Genomic DNA, 26,560 nt, shown 5'->3' on the forward strand with positions numbered 1-26,560 from the left:
GATTCAGCGCGGAGTTCAGCGCGTCCGGAGCCGCTTGCGGAGCCCGGTCCCCATCCCGGCGAGCGCGCTGATGATCCGGTGTTTGGTCCTGGTGTAGGGCGGGTAGATCAGTTCCAGGGTGTCCGGCCGGAAGGTCTTGGCCAGGGTGGACCGCTCATGCGAGAACGTCCGCAGTGAATGCTCCCCGTGGTAGGCGCCCATGCCGCTGCCGCCGACGCCGCCGAAGGGCAGCCCCGGCACCATCAGGTGGGCCGCCGGGACGTCGAAGCACAGCGCCCCCGAGGAGGTGCGTTCGGCGAAGGCCCGGCGGGTGCCGGCGTCGTTGCTGAACACGTACAGCGCGAGCGGCTTGGCGCCGTCGTTGATCATCCGGATGGCCTCGTCCCTCCCGGCGACCGGCACCAGCGGCAGCAGCGGGCCGAAGATCTCCTCCCCCATGACGGTGTCCCCGGGGGCCGGGCGCAGCAGGGTCGGGGCGAAGTGGCGGCTGGCGGCGTCCCGTTCGCCGCCGTGGACCACGGTGCTGCCGTCGGCGAGGGCGGCGATGCGTGCGAAGTGCCGGTCGTTGACGATCCGGCCGTAGGACTCGCTGCGGGAGGAGTCCGTGCCGAAGAGCGCGCCGATCGCCGTGACGAGCTCGCGCTCCAGCGGAACCAGCACGTCCTCCGTGGCCAGGATGTAGTCCGGCGCCACGCAGGTCTGCCCGGCGTTCATGAACCGGCCCCACGCGAGCCGCTTGGCCGCCTTGGCCAGGTCGGTGGTGGAGTCCACGTAGGCCGGGGACTTGCCGCCCAGTTCCAGGGTCACCGGCGTCAGGTGCTCGGCCGCGGCGCGCAGCACCACCTTGGCGGCAGCTTCCCCGCCGGTGAAGAAGATGTGATCGAAGCGCATCGCCAGCAGGGCGGTGGTTTCCGGGATGCCGCCCTGGACCACCTCCGCCGCGCCGGGCAGGTATTCCGGGATCCAGCGGGCCAGTGCGGCCGAGGTTGCGGGGGCGTGTTCGCTGGGTTTGAGCACCACGGTGTTGCCGGCGGCGAGGGCGCCGGCCAGCGGTGCGAGCAGCAGCTGCAGCGGGTAGTTCCACGGGCCGATCACCAGCACCACCCCCAGCGGGGTCAGTTCGGTCCAGGCCTTGGCGGGCTGGACGGCGAGCGGCACGGCGACGGGCCGGGGCCGCAGCCAGGCCTCGAGGTTCTTCTCCAGGTGCGCGGCTTCGGCGGTGACAAAGCCGATTTCAGTCAGCAGGGATTCCGTGGCGTGCTTGCCCAGGTCGCTGGCCAGCGCGTCGGCAAATTCCGTGCGGCGCTCGGCCAGCATCCGGCGCAGGCTGCCGAGCTGCTCCAGCCGCCAGGCCAGTGGACGGGTGGCGCCGCTGTCGTAAAGTTCACGGGCGCGGGCGACGGCGGGGGCAATGGTTTGCATCCGCTTAATGTACCGGCCCCGGGCGTCCGGCCGGGTGCAGTACCGGATAAAACCTTGGGAATGCTGGAACGGGCCGGATTTGAGGACTATGTTGAAGGTATGAACAAGGTAGCGAGCAAGCACTTCGGAGAGGTTGAGCTCAACCATGGAAGGGACCACAATCTCACTGCCAAGCATGAGTTGGCGGGCCAGACCGTGGAGCTTGACCTGAATGTCAATGCGCATGACCACTTCGACGAAGCGGCGATGCACAAGGTTGACTACCGGCTGCGCTTCCTGCCCGAACTCGTGGACCAGGTCCGCGAAATGATCGCCGATGAACTGCAGCAGGAGGGCACCAGCCCGCAGGAGTACCGGCACTTCCACTGCAACGCCATCAAGGAAGAGCACCTGAAGAAGGTCTTCGGCGTCGAGGACAAGAGCCAGCTCACCGACGCGGTCTTCCTCAAGGCACTGAAGCTCGGCCACGTGGGCATCTACCCCGGCCAGCCGGAGCGCTACTTCGTCCTGGACTTCACGCTCGGCCAGCACTTCACCGACGAGATCCTGGTTGCCTCCGCTGACGAGGACGGCGTCGTGGACGACGAGATCCTCTGGGAATCCTGAATCGACTGCTCCGCAACGGCCCTTATGAGCGTTCAAAAGGGCGGTTGCTCAGCAATCGATGAGTAGAACGGACGACGGCGGCCGGTCACCCTTGAAGGGTGGCCGGCCGCCGTCGTTGGTTCAGCCTGCTACTTGGCTGCCTGCAGCAGTTCGGCGCGGACCGTCTTTGTGGCGTGGACCAGGTTGCGCAGGGACTCTTCGGTCTCGGCGTAGCCGCGGGTCTTCAGGCCACAGTCCGGGTTGACCCAGAGCTGGCGGGACGGCACGTGCTTGACGGCGGTGCTGAGCAGTTCGGTGACTTCCTGCTCGCCCGGGACGCGCGGCGAGTGGATGTCGTAGACGCCCGGGCCCACGCCGCGGCCGAAGCCGTGGGACTCCAGGTCGTGGACGACCTCCATGCGGGAGCGCGCGGCCTCGATCGAGGTGACGTCGGCGTCGAGGCCGTCGATCGCGTCGATGATGGCGCCGAACTCGGAGTAGCACAGGTGTGTGTGGACCTGCGTGGCGTCCCTGGCGCCGGCGGTGGCGAGGCGGAAGGACTTCACGGACCAGTCCAGGTATGCGGCCTGGTCGGCCTTGCGCAGCGGCAGGAGCTCGCGGAGGGCGGGCTCGTCCACCTGGATGACCTTGATGCCGGCGGCTTCGAGGTCGGCGATTTCGTCGCGGAGGGCCAGGGCCACCTGGTTGGCGGTCTCGCCGAGCGGCTGGTCATCGCGGACGAAGGACCAGGCGAGGATCGTGACCGGTCCGGTGAGCATGCCCTTCATGGGCTTGTTGGTCAGGGACTGCGCGTACCGGGCCCATTCCACCGTGATGGGGGCGCTGCGGGTAACGTCGCCCCACAGGATCGAGGGGCGGGTGCAGCGGGAGCCGTAGGACTGGACCCAGCCGTGCACCGTGACGTCGAAGCCCTCGAGGTTCTCGGCGAAGTACTGGACCATGTCGTTGCGCTCGGGCTCGCCGTGGACCAGGACGTCGAAGCCGAGCTCTTCCTGCAGCTCCACGACGCGCTTGATCTCGTCCTTCATGAGCTGTTCGTACTGTTCAGTGCTGAGCTCGCCCTTGTTGGCGCGGGCCCGGGCGGTGCGGATTTCCCCGGTCTGCGGGAAGGAGCCGATGGTGGTCGTCGGCAGCGGCGGCAGGTGCAGGGCCTCGGTCTGCGCGGCCTCGCGGACGCCGTACTCGGAACGGCTGAAGTCGGCGTCGGTGAGCGCGGCGGTCCGGTTCCGGACCTCGGCGCGGCGGACACCGCCGGCGGCGGCGCGGTCGGCGATGATGCGCGTGGCCTCATCGATGGCCGGCTGGACATCCCTTGACTGAACACCAGTTGCCGGGTCGGTCAGGAGGCCGGCGAGGGTGACCACCTCGGTGGCTTTCTGGTCGGCGAAGGCCAGCCAGCTGCGCAGCTGCGCGGAGAGCTGGACTTCCTCGTCGACGTCGTGCGGGACGTGCTGGGTGGAGGTGGAGGTGCTGACGGCCAGCGTGGCGACGGACTTTTTCAGTTCGGCGATCTTCTGCGCGGAGGCGGCAAGATCGTTGCGCCAGATGTTGTGGCCGTCCACGACGCCGGCGACGAGGGTCTTGTTGCCCAGGGCGGCCAGTGCAGCGGCGGAGGGAACGGCGCCCTTGAAGACGTCCAGGTGCAGGGCGTCGATGCCCGTCGCGGCGAGCGTGCCGAGCTGGCCGTTGAGCGCACCGTACGGGGTGGAGACGAACAGCTGCGGGCGGTTGGCGGCGGCGGAGAGCACCTCGTAGGAACGGGCGACGGCGGCCTGGATCTCGGCGGCCGGGGTGTCCTGGTCCACCACGAGGGCGGGCTCGTCGAGCTGGACCCAGCCGGCGCCGGCGCCGGCCAGCTTCTCCAGCAGGGCGGTGTAGACCGGCAGCACGTCCTCGAGGCGGGACAGCGGGCTGAAGCCGGCCGGGGCGTCGTCGGAGGCCTTGCTCAGCAGCAGGAAGGTGACCGGGCCGACGATGTACGGGCGGGTTTCCACGCCGTTGGCGAGGGCGTATGCGAATTCCTCGACGATGCGGCTGGAGGTCAGCGCAAAGTTGGTCTCCGGGCCGATTTCCGGGACGAGGTAGTGGTAGTTGGTGTCGAACCACTTGGTCATTTCCAGCGGCTGCTGGTCCTTGTTGCCGCGGGCCAGGGTGAAGTAGCCGTCGATGTCCAACTGGCCGCCGGCGTTCAGGAGGTTGCCGAAGCGGGCGGGCACGGCGCCGAGGTGGGCGGCGGCGTCGAGCACCTGGTCGTAGTACGAGAAGGTGCCGGGGACGGCGGCGGCTTCGGTCAGGCCCAGGCCCTGGAGGCGCCTGGCGGTGCCGAGCTGGATCTCCTTGGCGGCGGCGTCGAGGGCGGCGGCGTCGATCTTGCCGGCCCAGTAGGCCTCCACAGCCTTCTTGAGTTCACGGCGGCGGCCGATCCGCGGGTACCCCAGGATGGAGGCGGACGGGAAGGGGGTCTTGCTGGTGGCAGTGTTCTGTGCAGTCATGGGAAAGTCCTAAGCGTTGGTGGGGTGGCTAGCTGGCGAGGTCAGCTGGCGAGCTGGCGGCGGCCGGCCGTGCGCTGGTGGCTACTGTGCCGGTTGCCTCTTTGAGGGCGGGGAAGGGCGAGTTTGTCCAGCACGTCGAGGGCGGCCGTGTGTTCGTTGAAGGTGTAGAGGTGCAGACCGGGGGCGCCGGCGTCCAGGGCCGCGTTGGCCAGGTCCACGGTGGCGCGGACCCCGATCCGGGTGCGTTCGGCGTCGGTCTCCGCGGCGGCAAGCCGTTCAATGAGGACGGGGTCCGGTTCGACGCCGGTCAGCTCGCTGAGCCGGGCGAGCCGGCGGAGGCTGATGAGCGGCATAACGCCCGGGATGATCGGTATGGTGACTCCGGCCCGGCGTGCCCGGGTCAGCAGGTCCGCGTACTGCTCGGTGTGGAAGAAGACCTGGGTGATGGCGAAGTCGGCGCCGGAGCGCTGCTTGGCCAGCAGCACCTCGACGTCGTGCGCCTCGCTCGGGGATTCCGGGTGACGGGTGGGGTACGCGGCGACACCGACGGCGACCTTGCCGGCGCAGAGCATCGCGGAGCGGCGCTGTTCGACGCGGCGGATGAGCTCGATCAGGTCCTGGGCGTAGCGCAGCGAACCCTCGGCAGGGGCCCCGCCGTCCTTGGGCTGGTCGCCGCGCAGGGCCAGGATGCCGCGCACGCCGACGTCGAGCAGTTCGCCGATGATCTCGGCGAGCTCCTGCGGGGAGTTCCCCACACAGGTCAGGTGCGCCAGCGGCCGCAGGGTGGTTTCCTGGACGAGGCGGTTGATGAGCTCGACGGCGGTGTTCCGGTTGGATCCGCTGGCGCCGTAGGTCACGGACACGTAGTCCGGGTCCGTGGCCTCGAGTTCGCCGATGGTGGTCCAGAGCGATTCGGCGGCCGCGGGCGACCGCGGCGGGAACAGTTCATAGGACAGCGCGACGGGCGCCGTACCGGCAAGATTTGGATGGGTGTCAATAAGGCTTGGTGGAGACATTTGCGTCCTTGGCTGTGAACACTGACGGCTGGGCCCGGAAAACGGGGACCGTCGGTGAATTGAGTTTGGGGAACACGGAGGAAACTCCAGCAGGGCGCAGCCGCGACTGTTACGCCTGATACGAAGTTGTCCGTGAGCAAATGTCAGGCCCACATGGGGGCACCCACACCCTCCTGGGCCGCCGTGGGGCTGGCCGTGAGCGGAGGATCGCTGACACGTTACTGAGGTAACTTGGATAGAACTCTACGGGCGACCCGGGAGGCCGTTCAAGTCGGCCCCCGAATTAAGACGCAGCTTTACGGCATATTTCATCTCGGGACAGAATATTCTTCGCCCGGATGGTCGTCAGGGGTTGTCCGTGGGCGGTCCCGTGCTGTGTGCCGTTGGACGCCGGCACTCCCCATCGTGCCCGCGCAGGACTATCCTTTTGCCATGATCCAGCTTCCAGCCAGCTACCAGGAGTATCTCGCCGGCAAGAGCGAGAGTTTCATCAACACCGTCCGGCCGATCCTGATGCAGTCCTCGGCGGACAAGTCGCACGGTGTCCGGGTCACGTACAACCCCGGCCCCACCGGCCACCAGGCACACGTGGACGAGACCATCCCCTTCGGCACCGTCGTCGAGGACATCGACTGACTCACCGGCCCGGGGGCCGGTCCGCCGGCCGGCTCTAGCCCTCCAGCAGGAGGCGCTGCGAGCGGGGTGCCAGCGTGTGCTCCAGCACGAGGCAGGCGGCGCCGATCGCGCCGACATCCTCGCCGACGCCGGTGCCGACCACCTCGATCTCATGGATTCTCCGGGTGGCGCTGCCTTCCCGGACCAGCTCCGGGATCCGTTCGAGATACCGCTGCGAGAGGCAGGTCCAGAAGGGGCCGCCGAACACCACCCGGTCCACGTCCAGGGCGTTGGTGACGGTCGAGACGGCGCGGGCCACAAGGACGGCGGAGTGGTCGATGATCGCCTCCGCCCTCGCGTCGCCGCCGGCGGCGGCGGCACACAGTGCGGCGAAGCTCTCCTGGATGGCGGGACCCGTCACGGCCTCGAGCGGACCCCTCAGGACCCCGGCTTCGACGGCCCGGGCCACCAGCACCTGGGGAATACAGGTCGACTTGACGCAGCCGCGCTGGCCGCAGTCGCAGGGTGCGCCGTCGGGATCAACGATGATGTGCCCGATCTCCCCGGCGTTGCCCGAGGTCCCGCGCACCACCTCGTCATTGAGCACGATCCCGCAGCCGATTCCGGTGCCCATATACATAAAGACGAAGCTGCCCGCGCCGCTGGGACCGCCCGCCCAGGTTTCGGCCACGGCGGCACTGGTCACGTCCTTGTCCACGATGGTGGACAGCCCGGTCGCTTCGGCCAGGGCGTCGCGGAGCGGCACGCGGTCCCAGCCGAGCAGGAGCGGAGGGTCGACGACGGTGCCCTCCTCGAGGTCAATCGGTCCGGGCGAGGCGATCCCCAGGCCGGCGATCCGGGCCGGGTCGACGCCGGATTCCGAGATGAGCTGCTTGATTTCGGCGGCGATGGTGTCGATGACGGCCCCGGGATCGCTGCCGGCCGGAGTCTTGATCCGGGAGTGTTTCACCACGGCGCCGACCAGGTCCAGCACCACGAACGTGGTCACGGCCGGGTCCAGGTGGACGCCCACGGCGTACATGCCGGAGGACTTGAGCCGGAGCATGGTCCGCGGTTTGCCCGGTCCGGTGCCTTCCTTGCCGGCCTCATAGATCAGGTCCTGGTCCAGCAGCCGGCGGGAGATATTGGAGATCGTCTGCGGGGACAGCCCGACGATCTGGGCCAGCTCCACCCGGCTGAGGCCGGCCGGGGAACGCCTGATGGCATCGAGGATGACCGTGAGGTTGAAGTCCCCCATCCGGGGCAAATTGGTTCCGCGCCTCGGCGAGGACTGGCGGATCTCAGTCACTGATACCCCTAAACGTCTTTGGCGATGCACTGCTTATCTCAGAATCGTACGTTACGTCCCTGTGACCGGCCCCACGCCCCGCTTCACACTTCGGTGGTTTTCCGTACGCTGGCCGTCACAGTGAATTTCGGGTTCCGGCCGACCTCGCGGGTTGGGCCGATCAGCCGCTGCAGCGCGGGCTGGTAGTGCAGGTGGCTGTTGAACACCGTCCAGAGTTCCCCGCCCGGTGCGAGGACCCGTCCGGCCGCCTCGATCAGCTTGAGGCCGGCCCCGGCATGCACCGCGGCCCCGACGTGGAAGGGCGGGTTGAGCAGGATCAGATCGGCGCTGGCGTCCGGCAGGGAGGCCATGGCATCGTCCTGGAGGACCGTGACCTGGGCGGCGAGGCCGTTGGCTTCCGCCGTGGCCCTGGCCGAGTCGACGGCGGCCGCGGACTGGTCCGTGGCCGTGACCCGTGACCCGGGGTTGCCGCGGGCGTACATGGCGGCGAGGATCCCGGTGCCGCAGCCGAGGTCGATGGCGTGCCGTGCCGGCGGCATCTGCGGCAGGAACTCCAGCAGGAACCGGGTGCCGATGTCCAGCCCGGTCCCGGCAAACACGGCCCCGCGGGCGCACACGGTCAGGCCCAGCTCGGTGTTGGCCTCCGTGACCGGGAACGGCGGGGCGCCGGTGGCGGGCCTGGGGCCGCGGGCCAGCAGGATCCGGGATTTTTGCCGGGCACGCTGGGGCTGGACCTCGCTGAAGTGGCGCTCCAGCACCGCGTTCATGCCCAGGCTCATGTGCTTGACCCGGCCGCCGGCCAGCAGCACGACGTCGGGCGCGGCGTGGCGGGCGACGGCGTCGGCAATTTCCTCCAGCTCCGCCAGGGACTTGGGCAGCTGGAGGAGCACCACGCCGGCCCCGGACAGGAGCCCGGCGCCAAGCGGCAACTGTTCGAAGCCGCCGGAGCTGCCGAGCTTCCCAGCGTTGCGGCGGAGGGCATGCTCGCCGGTGATGAGGTCCTGGTGCACCCGGACCGGGCCGGCCCAGCCGATGGTGCCGTCAGAGTCAGCGGTGTCAGAGGCGGCGGGAGGGCGGACAGCGTCGAGGGCCAGGGCACCCAGGGTCAGTGCCCCGTAGCGGTCCCCCACCACGGCGAGCCTGCTGCCGGGCTGAAGAACCCCGGCCGCGAGCAGGTCGACGGCGGTGTCCAGCAAGAGCCGGTCCGTGGCGTCCCAGGCCTGCAGGTTGACCGCCTCCACGTCCGGGAACCTGCCCAGCCGGGAGAAGAGGGAATCAAGAGTGTTGTCCGCCACGCGCGAGCTGCCGCCTTTTGTGAGTCAGGTTGGTGGGTCAGGGTGTTAAGGGTGGGAGGTGAGGGCCCCTGCAAACTTATCCTGCTCCCCCAGGAAACGCAGGATGCCCGTTACCGCGGCCCGTCCGGCCCGGTTGGCGCCGATCGTGGAGGAGGAGGGTCCGTAGCCCACCAGGTGGACGCGCGGCTCCGCGGCCACCTGGGTGCCGTCCATGGCGATCCCGCCGCCGGGGCCGCGCAGGTGCAGCGGGGCGAGGTGTTCCAGCTCGGCCCGGAATCCGGTGGCCCAGAGGATCACGTCGGCGGCCAGGAAGCTGCCGTCCGCCATCCGCACTCCGCCGGGCTCGATGCCGGTGAACATGGGGTGGCGCTCCAGCACACCCCGCGCGGCGGCCGCCCGCAGTCCTGGGGTCCAGATCAGGCCGGTCACGGCGACCACGCTCTGGGGCGGCAGTCCCTGCCGGACGCGTTCCTCGACCAGCGCGACGGCGTCGTGCCCGGCCTGCCGGTCAAAGGCGGCGTCCCGCCAGACGGGTTCCCGGCGGGTGAACCAGCTGGTGGTGGTGACCTGGGAGATCTCGTCGAGCAGGCCGACGGCCGAGATTCCGCCGCCGACCACAATCACGTGCCGGCCGCGAAAGTCCTCCGCGGCGACGTAGTCCGCCACGTGCAGCTGCCGGCCGCGGAACGTGGCCTGTCCCGGGTAGATCGGCCAGAACGGCCGCGTCCAGGTGCCGGTCGCGTTTATGACGGCCCGGGCGGACCATTCGCCTCGGGACGAGGAGATCCGCAGCCGCCCGCCGTCGTCGCTGTCCTCCCGCGAGACGGTGCGGACTTTGACGGGACGTTCGATGGACAGCGCAAGTTGGCGTTCGTAGCCGCCGAAGTACCGGGTGAGGAAGCTGGAACTGGCCTCCTCGGGATCCACGGAAGGCTGCGCGATGCCCGGCAGGTCGCTGATGCCGTTCACGGTGGCCATCCTGAGGCTCTTCCAGCGGTGGCGCCATGCACCGCCGGGGCCGTCTTCGGCGTCGAGGACTATGTAGCTCCTGGCCGGACCGGCCGCGGGATCCAAGTGTTCCGGTGCCGTCCCGGCCGGGATGAGGCCCCGGCGCTGCAGGTGGTACGCGGCGGATAGTCCGGCCTGGCCGGCGCCGATAACAACGACGTCGGCGGACCGGACCGGGTCGTCCGTCCCTGAGGTCACGCTGATCGGGTCCCGGTCAGATCTTCTTGACCACGCTGGATTTCAGCTGCATGGGTCCAACGCCGTCCACCTTGCAGTCGATGTCGTGGTCGCCGACGCCGTTCACGAGCCGGATGCCGCGGACCTTGGTGCCGACCTTGATCACGGTGGAGCTGCCCTTGATCTTGAGGTCCTTGATGACCGTGACGGTGTCCCCGTCGGCCAGGATGTTCCCGACGGCGTCCTTGATCGGCTTGGCTTCCTGGCCCTCTGCCCCCGGCTCCGCGGCCGGTGACCACTCGTGTGCGCATTCGGGGCAGACCAGGAGCGCCCCCATCTCATACGTGTATTCGCTGGAGCATTCGGGGCACGGGGGCAGGGTCTCGTTCACGTCCCCAACTTTAGTCGAGCGGGCGCACGAAGGGCCGGTCGGGCCGGATTGCTAAGCTGGTTTCCCCAGAGTGAAGGCGGCACCTCATGGCCGACAGCCCAGTCCAGTCCCCCGGTCCGGTTCCATCCCGCAGTCTTCCATCCCACCGGCCTCCATCCCACCGGCCAGTGCCGCCCGCCGCGGAGTCCTGGCTGCGCTCGGGGTTGCGGACCGCCGGCCGGCTGCTGCTGGGCGGATTCCTGGTCCTGGCCGGTGTCAGCCACCTGGGTTGGAGCCGTGAGGCGTTCCGAGCCCAGGTGCCGCCCTGGCTGCCGCTGGACGTGGACTTCGTTGTGGTTGCCTCCGGGCTGGTGGAGATCAGCCTGGGGCTGGGTCTGCTGCTGATCAGGCGACGGCGGGTGGCCCTCGGCTGGATGGTGGCGGCCTTCTTCGTCCTGGTCTTCCCGGGCAACTTTTCGCAGTTCGCCACGGGCACCGATGCGTTCGGACTCAATTCGGACCTGAGCCGCGGGACTCGCCTGCTGTTCCAGCCGTTTCTGGTGCTGTGGGCCCTCTGGTCCACGGGCGCGTGGCGGGCCTGGCGGGAGAGACGGACCGGCCAGCGCTCCGGCTGAGGGCGCCGGGGCGCGCAAGTCACGGTTAAGTCATCCGCAAAAACAAAGGAGGTCCTGCTCAGTGAGCAGGACCTCTTCGGTGGAGCTGAGGGGACTCGAACCCCTGACCCCCTGCATGCCATGCAGGTGCGCTACCAGCTGCGCCACAGCCCCGAACTGCCCGGCAAAACTGTCCCGTAAAGGACCGTCTTCCCTGAAGCAACCTGTTTATCTTAAACCACATTTCCCGTTCACGCGAATCGGCGCGCCCTCGCGTGGCAAAAGTTCCGGCAGGCCGTCACTTTCCGGGTCGTGGCTGGCAGCGCCTCCGCCGTCCGGGGCGCTTTTGGACACGGTTCCGGCCCCCCAGGGTCCGGTGTCCGCGGCGTGTCCGTGTCAAAGTGCCCCCGGACCGCAGCAGCCCGACCAACTCCGCACACAAAAAAATCCGCCGGAATCTTTCGATTCCGGCGGATTATCCGGTGGAGCTGAGGGGACTCGAACCCCTGACCCCCTGCATGCCATGCAGGTGCGCTACCAGCTGCGCCACAGCCCCGAATTTTCGTTGCTCCGAACCCGTCAGCTAACGCTTTCGGTTCCGGCTTTTTGGTCCGGATCTCTCCGAAGCAACTCAAATATCTTAGAACAGCCTTTCGGAAAATTCCAAATCGGGAATATTCCGTGGTGCTCCCCTGCTACTCCGCTTCGGAGGATGCCGCGGCCTTGGCGGAGGCGTCATCCCCCAGCTGCAGGTCCACGACGGGGCAGTCTTTCCAGAGACGCTCAAGGGCGTAGAACACACGGTCTTCCTCGTGCTGGACGTGGATAACGATGTCGCCATAGTCCAGCAGGACCCAGCGGCCGCCGGAGCGTCCTTCACGGCGGATCGGCTTGAGTTCGAACTTGGAGAGTTCGTCTTCGATGCCGTCAACGATGGCGTTGACCTGGCGCTCAGACGGTGCGGAGGCAATCAGGAAGATGTCGGCCAGGGCAAGCCGTTCGCTGACGTCCATCGCGATGATGTCCTCGGCGAGTTTCTCCGCGGCAGCTCGGGCTGCGTGTCGGGCTGTGGCGATGGCTGATTGTGTTGCAGTCACGGGACTCCTTGTTGGGAAAAGCTTGTTGTGAAAAAGCTTGGTGGGTGAAAAAGCTTGTGTGGCGGATATGCGTGGAACGGCCGCGGGCCGCAGCGGCGGGGCCGGGAACGAGGGTGGCTAGCCGGATAGGCCGGTGATGATCAGCATGATGCCGACAATCAGCGCAATCACGCCAAGGGCTAGCACCGCGAGCTGCACGAGGCGGAGCCGCCGCGCCCTGCCCAGCCCAGCGGTGTCCGCGTCGAGTGGCTCAAGCCCGTGGGCGGTGGTTGCGGCGACGGGTGACCTGCCGGCGAAGTCCTCGTCCGCCTGGGGCGCGGCAGGGTTCCCGGCCGTGGGGCGGGACAGTGCTTGGGGCGGCGCGGAGGCAGCCTGGGCAGCGGCATCGGCTCGTGCCAGCACGCCGGCGCGGCCGGTGGTGCCTGTACCCCGCTGGCGGGAGGGAACCGGACGGCGGTTGCCGGACTTCCGGGGCTGCTCAACCCGGGGACCCGGATTGGTGGCGACGGGTACGTAGGACGTGGCAGGACGCTTCAAGACGGGCCGCTCCACGCCGGGCACCTGGACGAACTCCAGGGGGGTGACCATGGCCAGGTTGTTGGCCGTGGTCGGGTCGTTCCGAACCGGATCGGGCTTGGTGTTCTGTTCGGCAAGTTTTTGTTTCGCTGCGGCGCGGCGGTTCAGCACGGCGGCCCGTTCGGCCAAGGCGATCTGCTCCGCCAGCACGTCCGGATCGACGGCTTCCGGGTCAGTGGCGTTGATGTGTTCCATTTTGGCCAGCTGGTTTTGGGCCTGCTGGGCCAGCAGTTCCCGCGCGGCGAGGGCCTGTTCCACGGTCATGCCAACGGGTCCCTGACCACCCCGGCCGGCAGTGCCGCCGTCGGACTTCTGCCCGGGGGCTTTGGCGCCATCAGCGGGAGCGCGCTCCACGGCGGGCTGCGCGGCCGCCGCGTCCGGCACGGCGGGGGCTGCCGGCGCACCGGCAGCGGCGCCGCGCGGGGGAACGGCCGGGGTGGCCCGCGTCCGTGGGGAAGCAGGGACAATCAGGTTGGCTGAGGTAGCCGGGGCCGTTTCGGCAGCCAGCTGCAGCAGCCGAAGCTGGCGCCTGGTAGGCGGTCCGCCACCGGACAGATTGCCTTCTTTTTCGGCGAGTTCCTTGATGGTGCGCAACGTGGCGCGGTCCCGGGCACGGACCTGAGAGGACCGCTCGGATCCGGCCGTGGTGCGGACTGAGTCCACGGGGCCCGCATTTCGGCGGCGTCCGGTGACTTCCGCCTCCGTGGGCTCGCCGGGGTCGACGACGCCGGGGGCAGCACCGCCGGGGGGAACAATACTGGCAGGCCGCGGAGCGGCGGGGATGCTGGAGGCAGGGTTGTTTGAGGCAGGGGGAACCGCGCCGGGACCTGGAGTACCGGGCTCCTGGTTCGCTTCCGGGCGTTCATCTCTGGCCTGCCGCAGTTGGCGGCGGCTGCGGATTGGTGGCTGTTCCTGACTCATTGCAAACTCATTCGGTGCTGGCGGGTTGGGCTATCTCGGTGCTTCGGTCATAGCGGGCGGCGCCATTGCCGGCGGAGGTGTCCCCGGTGTCGGGGTCGCCGCCGTACAGCCCGTATTTGGCGATGTACTGGACCACACCGTCGGGGACGAGGTACCACACGGGGTTCCCTGCCGCGACCCTGGTGCGGCAGTCGGTCGAGGAGATCGCCATGGCGGGAACCTCGAGCAGGCTGACGTCCTTGCGGCCCATTCCGTCCAGCACGTGGCCCGGCCGGGTCACCCCGACGAAGTGCGCCAGGGACCAGAGTTCGTCGATGTCCTTCCAGGACAGAATCTGGGCCAGGGCGTCGGCGCCGGTGATGAAGAAGAGGTCCGCGTCCGGGCGCAGGGTGTGCAGGTCGCGCAGGGTGTCGATCGTGTATGTGGGCCCGGGCCGGTCCACGTCCACCCGGCTGACGGTGAAGCGGGGATTCGAGGCCGTGGCGATGACGGTCATGAGGTAGCGGTGCTCGGCCTCGCTGACCTTCTTGCTCATCTTCTGCCAGGGCTGGCCCGTGGGCACGAAGACCACTTCGTCCAAGTCGAACTTGGCCGCGACCTCGCTGGCCGCGACAAGGTGCCCGTGATGGATGGGGTCGAACGTGCCGCCCATCACACCCAGGCGCAGGCGGCGCTTGGCGCCACGCTGCTTCACGATGGCGGAAATATTAGTGCCCTTGGCCGTGATCGTGCTTGTTCGGGTGCTGGCGGTGCGGGTCCGCGTGCTCCTCGACGGCTTCGTGGCGCTTGCCCAGGTTGGAGTAGGACAGCGTGATGAACAGCATGACCAGCAGGACCGCGAACATGATGGCGCCGATGACGAACGGCGGTGCAATAAGCGGCGCCAGTTCCTCGTGGCCTGATTCGCCAGCGGCGGCGACGATTGTGGCGATCTGCTGCGACAGCATGTTCTCCCCTAGTGAGTTTAAGATTTGACGACGGCGGGTATCCCCGCCGTTCCGGACTTCTGTTCCATGTTACAGCGTTGCTAGGCCCTGATCTGGCCCTCGCCCTGGACGATCCACTTGGTGGTGGTCAGTTCCGTCAGGCCCATCGGCCCGCGGGCGTGCAGCTTCTGGGTGGAAATGCCGACCTCGGCGCCCAGTCCCAGTTCGCCACCGTCGGTGAAGCGGGTGGAGGCGTTGACGATAACGGCGGCCGAATCCACCTCGGCAATGAAGCGTTCGGCGTTGCCGAGGTCATTGGTCAGGATGGCTTCGGTGTGGCCGGTGGACCACGTGCGGATGTGCTTGACGGCGTCGTCGAGGCTGTCCACCATGGCCACGGCGAGGTCCAGGTCCATGTATTCGGTGGCCCAGTCCTCGTCCGTGGCGGGGACCGAGTCGACCGAGGCCGGCAGCGCGGCGCGGATCCGTTCGTCGGCGTGCAGGGTGACGCCGGCGGCGCGCAGTGCTGCGGCGACGGCGGGCAGCACAGTCGACGCGGAGTGGACCAGCAGGGTTTCCACGGTGTTGCAGACGCTGGGCCGCTGGGTCTTGGCGTTCAGCAGGATCTCCACGGCCATGTCCTCGTTCGCGGAGGCGTCCAGGAATATGTGCACGTTGCCTTCCCCGGTCTCGATGACGGGGACCTTGGCGTTGGTCACGACGGACTGGATCAGTTCCCGGCCGCCGCGGGGAATCAGGACGTCGACGCGGCCGCGGGCGCGCATCAGGGCATTGGCGCCGTCGCGGCCGTACTGGTCGACGCTTTGCACGGCGTCGGCGGGCAGGCCTACGGAATCGAGGGCGTCGCGGAGCACGGTGACGAGGGCGGCGTTGGTCGCGGCGGCGGCGGTCCCGCCGCGCAGGATGACGGCGTTGCCGCTCTTCAGGCCGAGCCCGGCGATGTCCACGGTGACGTTGGGGCGCGCCTCGTAGATGGCCGCGACGACGCCCATGGGCACGTTGACCTGGCGGAGCCGGAGCCCGTTGGGCAGGGTCTGGCCGCGGACCACGTTGCCGACGGGATCGGGCAGGTTGGCGAGGTTCTCCAGCGCGGCGGCGAGGCCCTGGATGCGGGCGTCCGTGAGAGTGAGCCGGTCCAGCATGGCCGCGGACGTGCCGTTGGCTTTGCCGGCGGCGACATCCGTGGTGTTGGCGGCGAGGATCTGGGCCTTGCGTTCCAGCAGCGCGGATGCGATGGCGCGCAGCCCGCGGTCCTTCCAGGCCCGGTTGGCGCCGGCCATCCTGCGCGCGGCCTGGCGCGAGCGGTCGGCGATGGCGTGGACGGCTGCCTCGACGTCGACTGACGCGCCGTTTTCCGGTGCAGTGTCCGGGCCGGCATCGCGGGTGGCGTCCGCCGGTCCGTCCGCGGGGAGCAGACCTTCGGCGAACAGCTTTTCGGCGAGCACGGCAGAGCGGGGGGTCAGGGCCTCAGTCATGCTTCCAGTTTAGGCGAGCGGGCGGCTCAGACCAGCACCAGATCGTCAACATGAACAACGACGCGGTCATATCCGCGGCCGAGGGCCTTGCCAAGCTCCTTCGTGGAGCGGCCCAGCATCTGCGGAAGTTCGGCGGCGCCGTAGTTGACCAGGCCGTGGGCGATCACGGTGCCGTCGGGTGAGACCATTGCCACGGCGTCGCCGGCCTCGAAGTGCCCGTGCACGGCGGAAATGCCGGCCGGGAGCAGCGAGGTGTGGCGGTCGCGCACGGCATGGACCGCGCCGTCGTCGAGCACCAGCGTGCCCTCCACGGAGGCGAGGTGCGCGAGCCAGAGCAGGCGGACCGGCTTGCGGGAGCCGTTGACGGAGAACCAGGTTCCCACATCCTTGCCTGCCAGCGCGGCGGCGGCGTTGCCCGTGGACGTGACGAGGGCGGGGATGCCCGAGCCGGCGGCGATGGTGGCCGCCTCGACTTTGGTGACCATTCCCCCGGTGCCGGTCCCGGCCTTGCCGGTGCGTCCGATCGTGACGCCGTCGAGGTCTTGCGGGCCGGTGACGTGCGGGATCCGCTTGGCGCCGTGCGCGGGAGGGCCGTCATAGAGGGAATCGACGTCGGAGAGCAGCACGAGGGCGTCGGCGCGGACCAGGTGGGCGACGAGGGCCGCGAGCCGGTCGTTGTCGCCGAAGCGGATCTCATGGGTGGCGACGGTGTCGTTTTCGTTGACCACGGGCACGACGCCGAGGTTCAGCAGCCGGTCCAGGGCGCGCAGGGCGTTGGTGTGCTGGCTGCGGCGCATGAAGTCTTCGGCGGTGAGGAGCACCTGGCTGACGGTGACGCCGTGGGCCCCGAAGGCGTGGGTGTAGCGGGCCATCAGCAGCCCTTGGCCCACGCTCGCGGCCGCCTGCTGGGTGGCAAGGTCGCGGGGACGCTTGGCGAGGCCGAGCGGCGCGAGCCCGGCCGCGATCGCGCCGGAGGAGACCAGGATGATCTCGGTGCCGGCGTTGCGCTTGTGCGCGAGGGCGTCGGCGAGCTCGGTGAGCGCCTCTTCCGAGATGCCGCCCTTGATGGACGTCAGCGACGACGATCCGACCTTGACCACGATCCGCCGGGCCCCGGACAGCAGGGAGCGGTCGGGGGCCGGCGTGACCGTAGCACGGCTGTCCGGGGCCCGGCTGTCCGATGCCCTGCGGGGATCCGGGGAGACCGCCGCGCCGGGTGCAGTGACGGCTTTACTCGTCATCTGTTGCGCCCAGTCCACTCTCCTTGAGCGGCTTGGCGACCCTGCGGCTGCTGACGGATTCGGTCCAGATCCCGGCCTTGCGCTCGGCTTCGAGTTCGGCGCGGGCGGCAGCCTTGGCCTCGCGGCGTTCGATCTGCTCGTCGCGCTTCTGTCCGCGGGTGGGGCGGTCGCCGATGTCGGCGAAGCGCACGTCGGTGCCGCGCGGGGCGGCCAGCAGTTCGGCGCCGGCCATCATGGTCGGCTCCCAGTCGAAGACGACGCCGTCGTCCTCGCCGATGACGACCATGTCGCCGGGCTTGGCGCCCTGCTTGAACAGTTCGTTTTCGACGCCGAGCTTGGCCAGGCGGTCGGCGAGGTAGCCGATGGCTTCCTCGTTGGTGAAGTCGGTCTGCTTGACCCAGCGCACGGGCTTGTCGCCCAGGACGCGGAACAGCGGTTCGAGGTTCTTCTCTTCGCGGCGGATCTTGAAGCCGGATTCGTTGACCGCACGCGGCTTGAGAATGGGGGCATGCACCTTCGGCGGGGCGGCAGCGAGGGCGTCGCGGGCTGCCTGGACGATTTCTCCCATGGCGAAGCCGAGCTGGCGGAGTCCTTCATGGCTGGTTGCCGAGATTTCGAAGACCTTGTAGCCGCGCGATTCCAGTTCCGGACGGACGAACTCGGCCATGTCCTTGCCGTCGGGCAGGTCCACCTTGTTGAGGGCGACCAGGCGGGGGCGGTGGTTCAGCGGGACGACCTCGCCGTCGGCACCGCTGTAGCTCATGTCGACCGCGTACTTCTCCAGCTCGGCCTCGATGATGGCGAGGTCGGAGAGCGGGTCGCGGTCCGATTCGAGCGTGCCGCAGTCCAGGACGTGCACCAGGGCGGCGCAGCGCTCGACGTGGCGGAGGAAGTAGTGGCCGAGGCCCTTGCCCTCGCTGGCGCCTTCAATCAGGCCCGGGACGTCGGCGATGGTGAAGCGCACGTCGCCGGCCTGGACCACGCCGAGGTTCGGGATCAGGGTGGTGAACGGGTAGTCGGCGATCTTGGGCCGCGCGGCCGACATGGCGGCGATCAGGCTTGACTTGCCGGCGGAGGGGAAGCCGACCAGGGCGATGTCGGCGATGGACTTCAGCTCCAGGACGACGTCGCTGGATTCGCCTTCGATGCCGAGCAGCGCGAAGCCCGGGGCGCGGCGCTTCTGCGAGGAAAGCGAGGCGTTGCCCAGCCCGCCGATGCCGCCGGCGGCCGCGATGTATTCGGCGCCTTCGCTGACGAGGTCCGCGAGGACCTGGCCGTCCTTGGACTTGACCACGGTGCCGACGGGGACCGGAAGGATCAGGGTTTCGCCGTGTTTGCCGGCGCGCCAGTCGCCCATGCCGGGGCCGCCGTTGGTGGCGTGGCGGTGCGGGGCGTGGTGGTAGTCCAGCAGGGTGGTGGTCTGGGGGTCGACGCGCAGGATGACGTCGCCGCCGTTGCCGCCGTTGCCGCCGTCGGGACCGCCGAGCGGCTTGAACTTCTCGCGGTGAACGGAGACACAACCGTGGCCGCCGGTACCGCCGGATACGTGCAGTACTACCCGGTCTACAAAGCTAGCCACGTGGATCTCCTCAGTGCTGTTCCCCGGGGGTCCGAGGACTCCCAAGATGATTGTAATGCGGTTAAAACACCGGTGGAGCGGACCTAATGGCCCGCCCCACCGACTTAAGACTTGTTGTTACTCTGCAGCTGCTGCAGCCACAATGTTCACAACGCGACGACCGCGGCGGGTGCCGAACTCGACAGCGCCGGGGGTCAGGGCGAACAGGGTGTCGTCGCCGCCACGGCCAACGCCGGCGCCCGGGTGGAAGTGGGTGCCACGCTGGCGGACGATGATCTCGCCTGCGGAAACTACCTGGCCGCCGAAGCGCTTGACGCCGAGGTACTGGGCGTTAGAGTCACGACCGTTGCGAGTGGAACTCGCGCCTTTTTTATGTGCCATTTGGAAATGCCTGCCTTAAAATTCTGGGGAATCTGCTGAAAACCTGAACAGTAACGATTAGTTACTTGATACCGGTGATCTTGACCTTGGTCAATTCCTGACGGTGACCCTGGCGCTTCTTGTAACCGGTCTTGTTCTTGAACTTCTGGATGACGATCTTGGGACCGCGAAGGTCCTCAAGGATCTCAGCCGTAACCTTTACCTTGGCCAGGTCCGAAGCTGCAGACGTGACCTTGTCACCGTCTACCAGGAGCAGTGCGGGCAACTCAAAGGTGCTGCCGGCTCCACCGGGGACGCGGTTCAGGGTAACGAAGTCTCCAACGGAAACCTTCTCTTGGCGGCCGCCTGCGCGGACAATCGCGTACACCACTGGGGAACTCACTTCTCTCGACGTTTATTACTAGATTTGCGTGCGGAACCTGGGTCCAAATGTTTTTGGTCCGGCTCACGCTGTGCCTCTACGCCGGTGGGTTCCCCGGGGGGACCCATGAGCTATCCCGTGGACAATCGCACTCGAAATCAAGTGGAGCGTCCTCAAGGTCATAACCCAAGTGTTGGCGTAAGCACCGAAGATCTAGACTACGCTAATTTTGCCTTCGGCCGCAAATGAGGCTGGTTCCGAAGGGAGGTACGTGGTAGGCGCCACTCTGTATGGACAGGGTGTTGCCGCAACGACTTCCGGAACCGTGCCCACCTATCGTACAGGCTCCGCCCGGCTCCCCGGGTCAGGCGTGCAGCCGCGGCGCGTCGAAGAAATCGACCTCGTACCGGGCGGACTGCCGGAAGGCCACGGTCATGGCCTGCCGTTCGCCCTCCGACGCCCTCCGCCCCGCCGCGTCGGCATATGCGACGGCCTGCCGGGTGGCGGCGGCGAATTCCTCATCCGCATAGGTTCGCAGCCACACCGCATAAGGGTGCTCGTCCGGGGCGCCGGCGGCGAGGAACTGCCCGTGGAGGGTCTCCCCCACCTCCGCATAGAGCCAGAAGCACGGCAGCACAGCGGCCACGAGCACCCCGTAGCTGCCGGAGACCGAGGCGGCCAGCAGATGGTCCACATAGGACTTGGTCACCGGACCCAGCGTTCCGTCGGCGGTTCGGGTACTCAGCCAGGTCCGGTGCAGCTCCGACTCGACTTCGAGGCAGTTCTGGGCGGACCGGGCCCAGAAGAGCTGCTCGGCCTCCGTGGGCGCGATTGCGGCGGCGCGAGCCAGGACCCGGGAATAGCCATTGAGGTAGAGGGCGTCCTGGGCGAGGTAGTAGGCGAACTCCTTCTCCGGCAGCGACCCGTCCGCCAGGGCCTTGATGAAGTCCAGGCCGTAGATCGCTTCGAGGTCGGCGGCTGCCGCGTCCCGGAGCGCGGCGGCGAAGGCCCCCTCGGCCGGGACGCGGCCGGTTTGGCCATGGTCCTGCGTGTGCTGCTGGACGTGGTGGAAATGATGGACCGGCCCGTTGCCGTTGCCGACGTCGAGGTCCGCCGAGGTGCGCAGCGCCTCCTGCAGCCAGGGCTTGACGTTGCGGAGCACGGTTTCCCAGTCCCCCCGCCCGTCGTGTCCCAGGATCCGGGCCTGTACGGTCGCCATCGCCGAGGACAGCGAGCATCCGGTGCCGTGGCTGTTGCGGGTGGGCACCCGCTCCCCCGGCACCACGACGACGTCCTGGGCCAGGAGTCCTCCAGTGTTGACCAGCGCGTCCGGGCAGCCGGCGCCGTCGTCGAGGTGGCCGCCCTTCACCAGGACCGTGGCCCCCGTCCGGGCGGCGAGCCGCTTGCCCTGCTGCAGGGCCGCGGCCCAGTTCCCGGCGGCGGGTTCTTTGAGCAGGATGGCGAGTTCGGCGAGGTTGGGGGTGATCAGGTCGGCGTAGGGCAACAGCGCCTCCAGGGCCGCCTCGGCCGACTCCTGCAGCAGCCGGTCGCCGCTCGTCGCGACCATCACGGGATCCAGGACCACGACGGCGGGCCGGGCCTTCTCCAGCCAGGTGCGGACGGCGTCGATCACGGCGGCGTCCCCCAGCATCCCGATCTTGACGGCGTCGATGCTGATGTCCCCGCTGAGGGCGTCCAGCTGTGCCGTGAGGAACGCCGCCGGCGGGACATGCACGGCGCTGACTCCGCGGGTGTTCTGCGCGGTCAGGGCGGTGATGGCCGCCATGCCGTAGCCGCCGTGCGCGGCAATGCTTTTGAGGTCGGCCTGGATTCCGGCACCGCCGGAGGGATCGGAGCCGGCGATCGCGAGCACCCGCGGGATGCGGGGGGCCGCCGGGGCCGGGACACACGGAAGAAACGATGAGGTGGTGGTCAAGAGAGACATCCCTTCGCCGGTGCTAACCGGACAGGTTCAACGGGTCTGGATCTCAGCCGGCTCGATGCGCGGCACCCCGTGTCAGGGACCCAGCCTAGCCGCATCCCTTAACGAAGTCGCGGGCACGGCCCGAACCTGGTCGTATTGCTACGCCGTCCGGACCGCACCCGCGGCCTTGCTGAACTGTTCCGGTGTTAGAGCTCCGAAGCCGGAACCCCGACACCGAGGATGATCGGCTCGCCGGCGGCAGGCCTGGCCGCCGGCGTGGTGGCTGCCGGGACCTTGGCCTCATGCACCGAAACGGCGGCCTGCGGGGTTTCCTGGCGCTGTTCCACCGAGGTCTCGTTGGCTGCACCCTGGGCGCGGCTGGCGCTGCGGTTGCGGCGTCCGCGGCGGGCCCGGGAGGTGCCCGCCTCGGCTTCCGCCTCGGTCTGGGATCCCGGCGCCTGGGCGCGTCCCGGTCCGGTTCCGCCCGTGCGCGCCGGGGCGGCCGTAGCGGTCCGGGCGGCCGGAGCCTTCGTTGCCGGCGACTGCGCGGCCGGTGCCGCCTCGGCTTCACCCAGGTGGGCGAAGGCCTCGGCCAGGAGATCCAGGGTCAACGAGGGCGCGCTTGTCTCGTCGGCGTGTTCCACGAACGGCAGGGCGACCTGCTCGCCGCCGAACGTCAGCACGGCGGCGGGACGTCCCGCAGCCTCCTCCGTCGCGGCCAGCTCGACGGCTGCCTCGAGGGCGGCCTGGCGGGTCCCGGCGTCGGCGGCGGCTGCCTCCCCGTCGTGCAGGTGGGCGGCGTGCGCCGCTGCGGCGATGTTCGCCAGCGCGGCGCGGGTGGCCTCGGCCTTGGCGTGGCGCTCGGCCTCGGTGGGCTCGGCGTGGACTGCTGCCGGGGCGGACTGCTCGTCCGTGCCCTGGCCTCCCCTGCCGCGGCGGCGGCTCTTGCGTTCCGTCCTGGCTGCGGGCTGGTGCTCGGTCCGCGGGACGTGGTGCTCGGCGGCCACGACGTTGGCGCGGCGGTGTTCCACCGGTTCGTCGTGGGTGACGATGCCGCGGCCGGCGCAGGTTTCGCACTGCTCGCCGAAGACCTCCAGCAGCCCGGTGCCCATCCGCTTGCGCGTCATCTGCACGAGGCCCAGCGAGGTCACCTCGGCGACCTGGTGCTTGGTCCGGTCCCGGCCCAGGCACTCGACCATGCGGCGCAGCACGAGGTCGCGGTTGGATTCGAGCACCATGTCGATGAAGTCGATCACGATGATGCCGCCGATGTCGCGGAGCCGGAGCTGCCGGACGACTTCCTCGGCCGCTTCGAGGTTGTTCTTGGTGACGGTTTCCTCAAGGTTGCCGCCGCTGCCGGTGAACTTGCCGGTGTTGACGTCCACCACGGTCATGGCTTCGGTGCGGTCGATCACGAGGGAGCCGCCGGAAGGCAGGAAGACCTTGCGGTCCAGGGCCTTGTGGATCTGCTCGTCGATGCGCCAGGCGGCGAAGATGTCCGTGTCCTTGGTCCACTTTTCCAGCCGGCCCACCAGGTCCGGCGCCACGTACGTGACGTAGGCCTCGATGGTGTCCCAGGCTTCCTCGCCGGAGACGATCAGCTTGGAGAAGTCCTCGTTGAAGACGTCACGGACCACCTTGATGGTCAGATCGGGTTCGCCGTAGAGCAGCTCGGGGGCGAGGATCTTGGTCGAGGTCGACTGCCCCTCGATCCCTTCCCACTGGGCGCGGAGGCGGTTGATGTCGTGCGTGAGCTCTTCCTCGGACGCGCCCTCGGCGGCGGTGCGGACGATGACGCCCGCATCTTCCGGCAGGCGGTCCTTGAGGATCCGCTTCAGGCGGTTGCGTTCGACGTCGGGCAGCTTGCGGGAGATCCCGGTCATGGAACCGCCGGGAACGTACACGAGGTAGCGGCCGGGCAGCGAGATCTGGCTCGTGAGCCGGGCGCCCTTGTGCCCGACCGGGTCCTTGGTGACCTGGACCAGCACGGAGTCGCCGGACTTCAGCGCATTCTCGATCCGGCGCTGCTTGCCCTCGAGGTTGACGGATTCCCAGTTGACTTCGCCGGCGTAGAGCACGGCGTTGCGGCCGCGCCCGATGTCGACGAAGGCGGCTTCCATGGACGGCAGCACGTTCTGGACCTTGCCCAGGTACACGTTTCCGATCAGGGAATCCTGCTGGGTCTTCGAGACGAAGTGCTCGGCCAGGACGCCGTCTTCGAGGACGCCGATCTGGATTCTGTCGTCGCGCTGGCGGACGATCATCTGGCGGTCGACCGATTCGCGCCGGGCCAGGAACTCGGCCTCGGTGATGACGGTGCGGCGGCGGCCGGTATCGCGGGATTCGCGGCGGCGCTGCTTCTTCGCCTCGAGCCGGGTGGAGCCCTTGAGGGAGGTGACGCGGTTGTTGACGGGCGCCTCGGCGGCTGCACGGGGTGCACGGACTCGGGTCACCGTGTTGGGCGGATCGTTGTCCTCCCCGCCGGTCAGTTCCAGATCCTGGTCGCCACGGCGGCGGCGACGGCGGCGGCGCGAGGTCACGCCGTCTTCGAGCGGCTCGTCGGAGCCTTCTTCTGCTTCTTCCGCTTCGTCCCTGTTGCCTTCGGCCGTGTCGTTGTCGGCACCGGACTCACTGTCGGATCCGCGGGTGCTGCGTCCACGGCGCCCGCGGCTGCGGCGGCGGCGGCGGCTTCCGGCGTCCTCGCCGTCACCGTCCTCGCCTTCTTCTTCCTCGGTTTCTGCCACTGCGGCGGCCGCCGGTGCCGGGCGCACGGCGGCGGCCAGGTCGGGGGCCTGGAAGATCATCGAGGTGACCGCTCCCGGCTCAAGGAACAGCGAGGCCGCGGCGGAGGGTGCCTCGGCGGGCGTTTCTGCTGCTTCTGTTGCTGCGGAGGCACTGGCCTCCACTGCGGCTTCCGCGGGAGTGGCTGCTGTTGCTTCGGGGGTTTCTGCGGTGTCTTCCGCGGCCGGGGTCTCGGCGGCGGGTGCTGCGGCGGCGGGTGCTGCGGCGGCGGGCACTTCAGCGACCGGGCCAGCGGCCTTGGCGCGGCTGGCACGGCGCCGGACCGGCTTCTCCACCGGAACGTCAGCGGCTTCAGCGGCCGGCGCGGCGCCCGCGGCATCGGCGAAGGCCGGAAGGGGCTCGGCCGGTTCGGCGACCTTGCGGGCGCGGGAGCGGCGGACGGGCGCCTTGGCAGTGGCTTCGGCGGCCGGAGCCACGGCTGCGTCGGTTGGCTCGGCGGGAACTGCGGCGGCTGTGTCCGCTACGGCGTCGGACGCCGCTGCCGTGTCCGCTGCGTCCGCGGGGGCTTCCTTCTTCGGAAGGGCCTTGCGGCGGGTCCGGACAGGCCGCTTCGGCGGTGTGGCCGCAGCTGCGGCTTCTGCTGAATCCTCGGCACCGAGGGCGTTGTCGTTGGCCGTTACAACCTGGTCATTATCCATATGTGGCGACACTCCTGCCCCTGACGTACCGCCACATCCGGCACCCGTTGGGGCAAATATTTGTCAACACCCGCAGGCATTGACAGAAGTCAATTGGGTACCCTCAGGTTCGCACCGGCAGTGGGGTGCGGCAGCCCTGGAGGGCCGGCGGAATTGTTCTGAAACCCGTTGATCTACATGTCACAACCAGGTGCCGTCCAATGGCATTGCGGGACAGCCGGGATCAGAGGATCCGTGGCTCCCTGCTCATCATTGGCGGTCTTGGGAACAAAGTCGCCGGACCGGAATCCGGATGTGGATCGGGTTCCAGCCACGATCATTGTCTCACAGGACCCAGGAATTCAGGCGTAAGGGAGGCATCCGGCCCGCACAGCGGACCGAATCACTGGGGAAGGCACGACGCTTCCCGGGCTTCATCCAGTCTCCGGCGATAGAATCGGACCAGTTGCACCGACCCAAAGGACTTTCATTCCATGCCCACCATCTCCAGCGCCACCGACGAGGCAGCCGAGCAGCAGCAAGGCTCCCGCACGTCCGTTGCCGAACGGCCGTTGCCTCCGATGACCCGCGACCGCCCGTTCGCGTGGCTCCTGCTGATCACCGGCGTCGTCGGCTGGCTTGCCTCCGGGGCGCTGGTGCTGGAAAAGCTGGAGGTCCTCAAGGATCCCAGCCATGTGACGGTGTGCGATGTAAACCCCTGGATCTCCTGCGGGCAGGTCATGCAGACCTGGCAGGGTTCGGTGTTCGGCTTCCCCAACATGTTCATGGGCATCGTGGCGTTCGCGGTCATCATCACCACGGCCATGGGCATCCTCGCGGGAGCCACGTTTGCCCGCTGGTACTGGCTGGGCCTGCAGGCCGGCGTGACGCTGGGCTTCGCATTCGTGGTGTGGCTGTGGTCCCAGGCGCTGTACTCCATCCACATCCTGTGCCCGTTCTGCATGGTGGTCTGGGCTGCGATGATCCCCCTGTTCGTCTGGGTCACCGTCCGCAACGTCACGCACGGCGTCATCCGCCTGCCCGCGGGCGCCACCCGGATTCTGGGCGACTCGGGCTGGATCATCACGGCGCTGCTCTATGTCGCCGTGGTCGCCACCATCTTCTTCGCCTTCATCCAGGTCTTCATCGGAACCTCCGGCTACTAAGGAACGAACCCCGGTTAACCACCGCGAGGTGACAGTTAAGGCCCATGTCCGCGCACGAACATGGGCCTTAACCGTCACCTCGGCACCGTCACCCCGGCGGGGACGGTGGGTCCGGAAGTTAGTCCTGGAACCAGATCTTGATCTCGCGCTCCGCGGACTCCACGGAGTCCGAGCCGTGGACCAGGTTCTGCTGCACTTTCAGGCCCCAGTCGCGGCCGAAGTCGCCGCGGATGGTCCCGGGGGCCGCCGTCGTCGGGTCCGTGGTGCCGGCGAGCGAGCGGAAGCCCTCGATCACGCGGTGGCCCTCGAAGATTGCCGCGACGACCGGTCCGCTGAGCATGAACTCGACGAGCGGCTCGTAGAACGGCTTGCCGACGTGCTCCTCGTAGTGCTGCTCGAGCAGTTCGCGGCTCGCGTCGACCTTCTTGAGCTCGGCCAGGGTGTAGCCCTTGGACTCGATGCGGGCGATGATGCTGCCGGTCAGGTTGCGGGTGACGCCGTCGGGCTTGATCAGGACGAGGGTTCGCTCAATGCTCACAGCTGCTCCAA

Annotated in this window: 23 protein-coding genes, 2 tRNA genes and 1 riboswitch; of the genes, 4 read left to right on the forward strand and 21 right to left on the reverse strand. The window is 68.6% G+C overall.

Annotated elements, in window-relative coordinates; genetic code table 11:
- Positions 1–15 precede the first annotated feature (15 nt).
- Entirely contained in the window at positions 16–1,422 is a 1,407-nt protein-coding gene (locus tag ABIC21_RS14820; protein WP_354351156.1) for an aldehyde dehydrogenase family protein, read from the reverse strand.
- 99 nt (positions 1,423–1,521) lie between these two features.
- On the opposite strand from ABIC21_RS14820, the gene ABIC21_RS14825 reads away from it, so the two are divergent.
- Positions 1,522–2,028 carry a DUF2004 domain-containing protein gene (locus ABIC21_RS14825; protein ID WP_354351157.1) on the forward strand — a complete coding sequence of 169 codons (507 nt, stop codon included), beginning with the start codon at positions 1,522–1,524 and terminating at the stop codon, positions 2,026–2,028.
- 128 nt (positions 2,029–2,156) lie between these two features.
- Here the strand turns inward: ABIC21_RS14825 and metE are convergent, their stop codons facing one another.
- Together metE and ABIC21_RS14835 are read right to left on the reverse strand one after the other, a co-directional pair.
- Entirely contained in the window at positions 2,157–4,520 is a 2,364-nt protein-coding gene (metE, locus tag ABIC21_RS14830) for a 5-methyltetrahydropteroyltriglutamate--homocysteine S-methyltransferase (protein WP_354351158.1), read from the reverse strand.
- 41 nt (positions 4,521–4,561) lie between these two features.
- Positions 4,562–5,536: a methylenetetrahydrofolate reductase gene (locus tag ABIC21_RS14835; RefSeq protein ID WP_354351159.1), complete on the reverse strand. Its 975-nt coding sequence runs from the start codon at positions 5,534–5,536 to the stop codon at positions 4,562–4,564.
- Positions 5,537–5,968: 432 nt separating this feature from the next.
- Here ABIC21_RS14835 and ABIC21_RS14840 point away from each other — a divergent pair, with 432 nt between their 5' ends.
- Positions 5,969–6,172 carry a hypothetical protein gene (locus tag ABIC21_RS14840; RefSeq protein ID WP_354351160.1) on the forward strand — a complete coding sequence of 68 codons (204 nt, stop codon included), beginning with the start codon at positions 5,969–5,971 and terminating at the stop codon, positions 6,170–6,172.
- 34 nt (positions 6,173–6,206) lie between these two features.
- Here ABIC21_RS14840 and ABIC21_RS14845 read toward each other — a convergent pair whose 3' ends face one another.
- The 4 genes from ABIC21_RS14845 to ABIC21_RS14860 all read right to left on the reverse strand — a co-directional run bounded on the left by ABIC21_RS14845 (position 6,207) and on the right by ABIC21_RS14860 (position 10,331).
- Positions 6,207–7,460, reverse strand: a complete 1,254-nt coding sequence (locus tag ABIC21_RS14845) for an ROK family transcriptional regulator (protein ID WP_354351161.1) — start codon at positions 7,458–7,460, stop codon at positions 6,207–6,209.
- An 83-nt stretch (positions 7,461–7,543) separates the two neighbouring features.
- Entirely contained in the window at positions 7,544–8,755 is a 1,212-nt protein-coding gene (locus ABIC21_RS14850) for a class I SAM-dependent methyltransferase (protein ID WP_354351162.1), read from the reverse strand.
- A 45-nt stretch (positions 8,756–8,800) separates the two neighbouring features.
- The gene (locus tag ABIC21_RS14855; protein ID WP_354351163.1) at positions 8,801–9,961 is read right to left on the reverse strand and encodes an NAD(P)-binding domain-containing protein; all 1,161 of its coding nucleotides are present in this window, start codon (positions 9,959–9,961) and stop codon (positions 8,801–8,803) included.
- Between the two features lie 16 nt (positions 9,962–9,977).
- Complete coding sequence (locus tag ABIC21_RS14860) at positions 9,978–10,331, reverse strand: zinc ribbon domain-containing protein YjdM (protein WP_354351164.1); 354 nt, start codon at positions 10,329–10,331, stop codon at positions 9,978–9,980.
- 167 nt (positions 10,332–10,498) lie between these two features.
- Here ABIC21_RS14860 and ABIC21_RS14865 point away from each other — a divergent pair, with 167 nt between their 5' ends.
- A complete protein-coding gene (locus ABIC21_RS14865) occupies positions 10,499–10,945 on the forward strand; it encodes a DoxX family protein (protein WP_354351165.1) in 447 nt (148 codons plus the stop codon).
- A gap of 80 nt (positions 10,946–11,025) precedes the next feature.
- Here the strand turns inward: ABIC21_RS14865 and ABIC21_RS14870 are convergent.
- From ABIC21_RS14870 to ABIC21_RS14930, 13 genes are all read right to left on the reverse strand, one after another.
- Positions 11,026–11,098 (reverse strand) — tRNA-Ala (locus ABIC21_RS14870).
- A gap of 309 nt (positions 11,099–11,407) precedes the next feature.
- Positions 11,408–11,480 (reverse strand) — tRNA-Ala (locus tag ABIC21_RS14875).
- A gap of 139 nt (positions 11,481–11,619) precedes the next feature.
- The gene (gene rsfS / locus ABIC21_RS14880; RefSeq protein WP_354351166.1) at positions 11,620–12,021 is read right to left on the reverse strand and encodes a ribosome silencing factor; all 402 of its coding nucleotides are present in this window, start codon (positions 12,019–12,021) and stop codon (positions 11,620–11,622) included.
- Between the two features lie 117 nt (positions 12,022–12,138).
- The gene (locus ABIC21_RS14885; protein WP_354351167.1) at positions 12,139–13,518 is read right to left on the reverse strand and encodes a hypothetical protein; all 1,380 of its coding nucleotides are present in this window, start codon (positions 13,516–13,518) and stop codon (positions 12,139–12,141) included.
- 7 nt (positions 13,519–13,525) lie between these two features.
- Positions 13,526–14,170, reverse strand: a complete 645-nt coding sequence (nadD, locus tag ABIC21_RS14890) for a nicotinate-nucleotide adenylyltransferase (RefSeq protein WP_502936009.1) — start codon at positions 14,168–14,170, stop codon at positions 13,526–13,528.
- Positions 14,171–14,225: 55 nt separating this feature from the next.
- Entirely contained in the window at positions 14,226–14,465 is a 240-nt protein-coding gene (locus ABIC21_RS14895) for a hypothetical protein (RefSeq protein ID WP_354351169.1), read from the reverse strand.
- 80 nt (positions 14,466–14,545) lie between these two features.
- Positions 14,546–15,940 carry a glutamate-5-semialdehyde dehydrogenase gene (locus ABIC21_RS14900; protein ID WP_354351170.1) on the reverse strand — a complete coding sequence of 465 codons (1,395 nt, stop codon included), beginning with the start codon at positions 15,938–15,940 and terminating at the stop codon, positions 14,546–14,548.
- Positions 15,941–15,966: 26 nt separating this feature from the next.
- Positions 15,967–17,181 (reverse strand): glutamate 5-kinase, encoded by a 1,215-nt coding sequence (proB, locus tag ABIC21_RS14905; protein ID WP_354351171.1) that lies wholly within the window; start codon positions 17,179–17,181, stop codon positions 15,967–15,969.
- The gene (gene obgE, locus ABIC21_RS14910) at positions 17,171–18,760 is read right to left on the reverse strand and encodes a GTPase ObgE (RefSeq protein ID WP_354351172.1); all 1,590 of its coding nucleotides are present in this window, start codon (positions 18,758–18,760) and stop codon (positions 17,171–17,173) included. The genes proB and obgE overlap by 11 nt, the downstream gene beginning before the upstream one ends.
- A 117-nt stretch (positions 18,761–18,877) precedes the next feature.
- Positions 18,878–19,141, reverse strand: a complete 264-nt coding sequence (gene rpmA / locus ABIC21_RS14915) for a 50S ribosomal protein L27 (RefSeq protein ID WP_009372867.1) — start codon at positions 19,139–19,141, stop codon at positions 18,878–18,880.
- A 61-nt stretch (positions 19,142–19,202) separates the two neighbouring features.
- Positions 19,203–19,511 carry a 50S ribosomal protein L21 gene (gene rplU, locus ABIC21_RS14920; protein WP_024368343.1) on the reverse strand — a complete coding sequence of 103 codons (309 nt, stop codon included), beginning with the start codon at positions 19,509–19,511 and terminating at the stop codon, positions 19,203–19,205.
- A 355-nt stretch (positions 19,512–19,866) separates the two neighbouring features.
- A complete protein-coding gene (locus ABIC21_RS14925; RefSeq protein ID WP_354351173.1) occupies positions 19,867–21,447 on the reverse strand; it encodes a bifunctional hydroxymethylpyrimidine kinase/phosphomethylpyrimidine kinase in 1,581 nt (526 codons plus the stop codon).
- Positions 21,430–21,527: riboswitch (TPP riboswitch) on the reverse strand. Its footprint overlaps the gene before it by 18 nt.
- Positions 21,528–21,632: 105 nt before the next feature.
- Positions 21,633–24,866, reverse strand: coding sequence for an Rne/Rng family ribonuclease (locus ABIC21_RS14930; RefSeq protein WP_354351174.1), 3,234 nt, complete (start codon positions 24,864–24,866; stop codon positions 21,633–21,635).
- A gap of 473 nt (positions 24,867–25,339) precedes the next feature.
- Between ABIC21_RS14930 and ABIC21_RS14935 the strand changes: the two genes are divergently transcribed.
- Positions 25,340–26,011 carry a vitamin K epoxide reductase family protein gene (locus tag ABIC21_RS14935; protein WP_354351175.1) on the forward strand — a complete coding sequence of 224 codons (672 nt, stop codon included), beginning with the start codon at positions 25,340–25,342 and terminating at the stop codon, positions 26,009–26,011.
- Between the two features lie 118 nt (positions 26,012–26,129).
- Here ABIC21_RS14935 and ndk read toward each other — a convergent pair whose 3' ends face one another.
- Complete coding sequence (ndk, locus tag ABIC21_RS14940; RefSeq protein ID WP_354351176.1) at positions 26,130–26,549, reverse strand: nucleoside-diphosphate kinase; 420 nt, start codon at positions 26,547–26,549, stop codon at positions 26,130–26,132.
- Positions 26,550–26,560: the final 11 nt, after the last annotated feature.

This window comes from Pseudarthrobacter sp. PvP090, assembly GCF_040547365.1.
In the GTDB taxonomy this organism is placed as follows: Bacteria; Actinomycetota; Actinomycetes; order Actinomycetales; family Micrococcaceae; genus Arthrobacter.

Excerpts from the sequence above, each read along its gene's own strand:
- ABIC21_RS14820 (WP_354351156.1), bottom strand. The coding sequence starts at position 1,422 with ATGCAAACCATTGCCCCCGCCGTCGCCCGCGCCCGTGAACTTTACGAC.
- ABIC21_RS14825 (WP_354351157.1), top strand. The coding sequence starts at position 1,522 with ATGAACAAGGTAGCGAGCAAGCACTTCGGAGAGGTTGAGCTCAACCAT.
- metE (WP_354351158.1), bottom strand. The coding sequence starts at position 4,520 with ATGACTGCACAGAACACTGCCACCAGCAAGACCCCCTTCCCGTCCGCC.
- ABIC21_RS14835 (WP_354351159.1), bottom strand. The coding sequence starts at position 5,536 with ATGTCTCCACCAAGCCTTATTGACACCCATCCAAATCTTGCCGGTACG.
- ABIC21_RS14840 (WP_354351160.1), top strand. The coding sequence starts at position 5,969 with ATGATCCAGCTTCCAGCCAGCTACCAGGAGTATCTCGCCGGCAAGAGC.
- ABIC21_RS14885 (WP_354351167.1), bottom strand. The coding sequence starts at position 13,518 with ATGAGTCAGGAACAGCCACCAATCCGCAGCCGCCGCCAACTGCGGCAG.
- nadD (WP_502936009.1), bottom strand. The coding sequence starts at position 14,170 with ATGGGCGGCACGTTCGACCCCATCCATCACGGGCACCTTGTCGCGGCC.
- ABIC21_RS14895 (WP_354351169.1), bottom strand. The coding sequence starts at position 14,465 with ATGCTGTCGCAGCAGATCGCCACAATCGTCGCCGCCGCTGGCGAATCA.
- ABIC21_RS14900 (WP_354351170.1), bottom strand. The coding sequence starts at position 15,940 with ATGACTGAGGCCCTGACCCCCCGCTCTGCCGTGCTCGCCGAAAAGCTG.
- proB (WP_354351171.1), bottom strand. The coding sequence starts at position 17,181 with ATGACGAGTAAAGCCGTCACTGCACCCGGCGCGGCGGTCTCCCCGGAT.
- rpmA (WP_009372867.1), bottom strand. The coding sequence starts at position 19,141 with ATGGCACATAAAAAAGGCGCGAGTTCCACTCGCAACGGTCGTGACTCT.
- ABIC21_RS14925 (WP_354351173.1), bottom strand. The coding sequence starts at position 21,447 with ATGTCTCTCTTGACCACCACCTCATCGTTTCTTCCGTGTGTCCCGGCC.
- ABIC21_RS14930 (WP_354351174.1), bottom strand. The coding sequence starts at position 24,866 with ATGGATAATGACCAGGTTGTAACGGCCAACGACAACGCCCTCGGTGCC.
- ABIC21_RS14935 (WP_354351175.1), top strand. The coding sequence starts at position 25,340 with ATGCCCACCATCTCCAGCGCCACCGACGAGGCAGCCGAGCAGCAGCAA.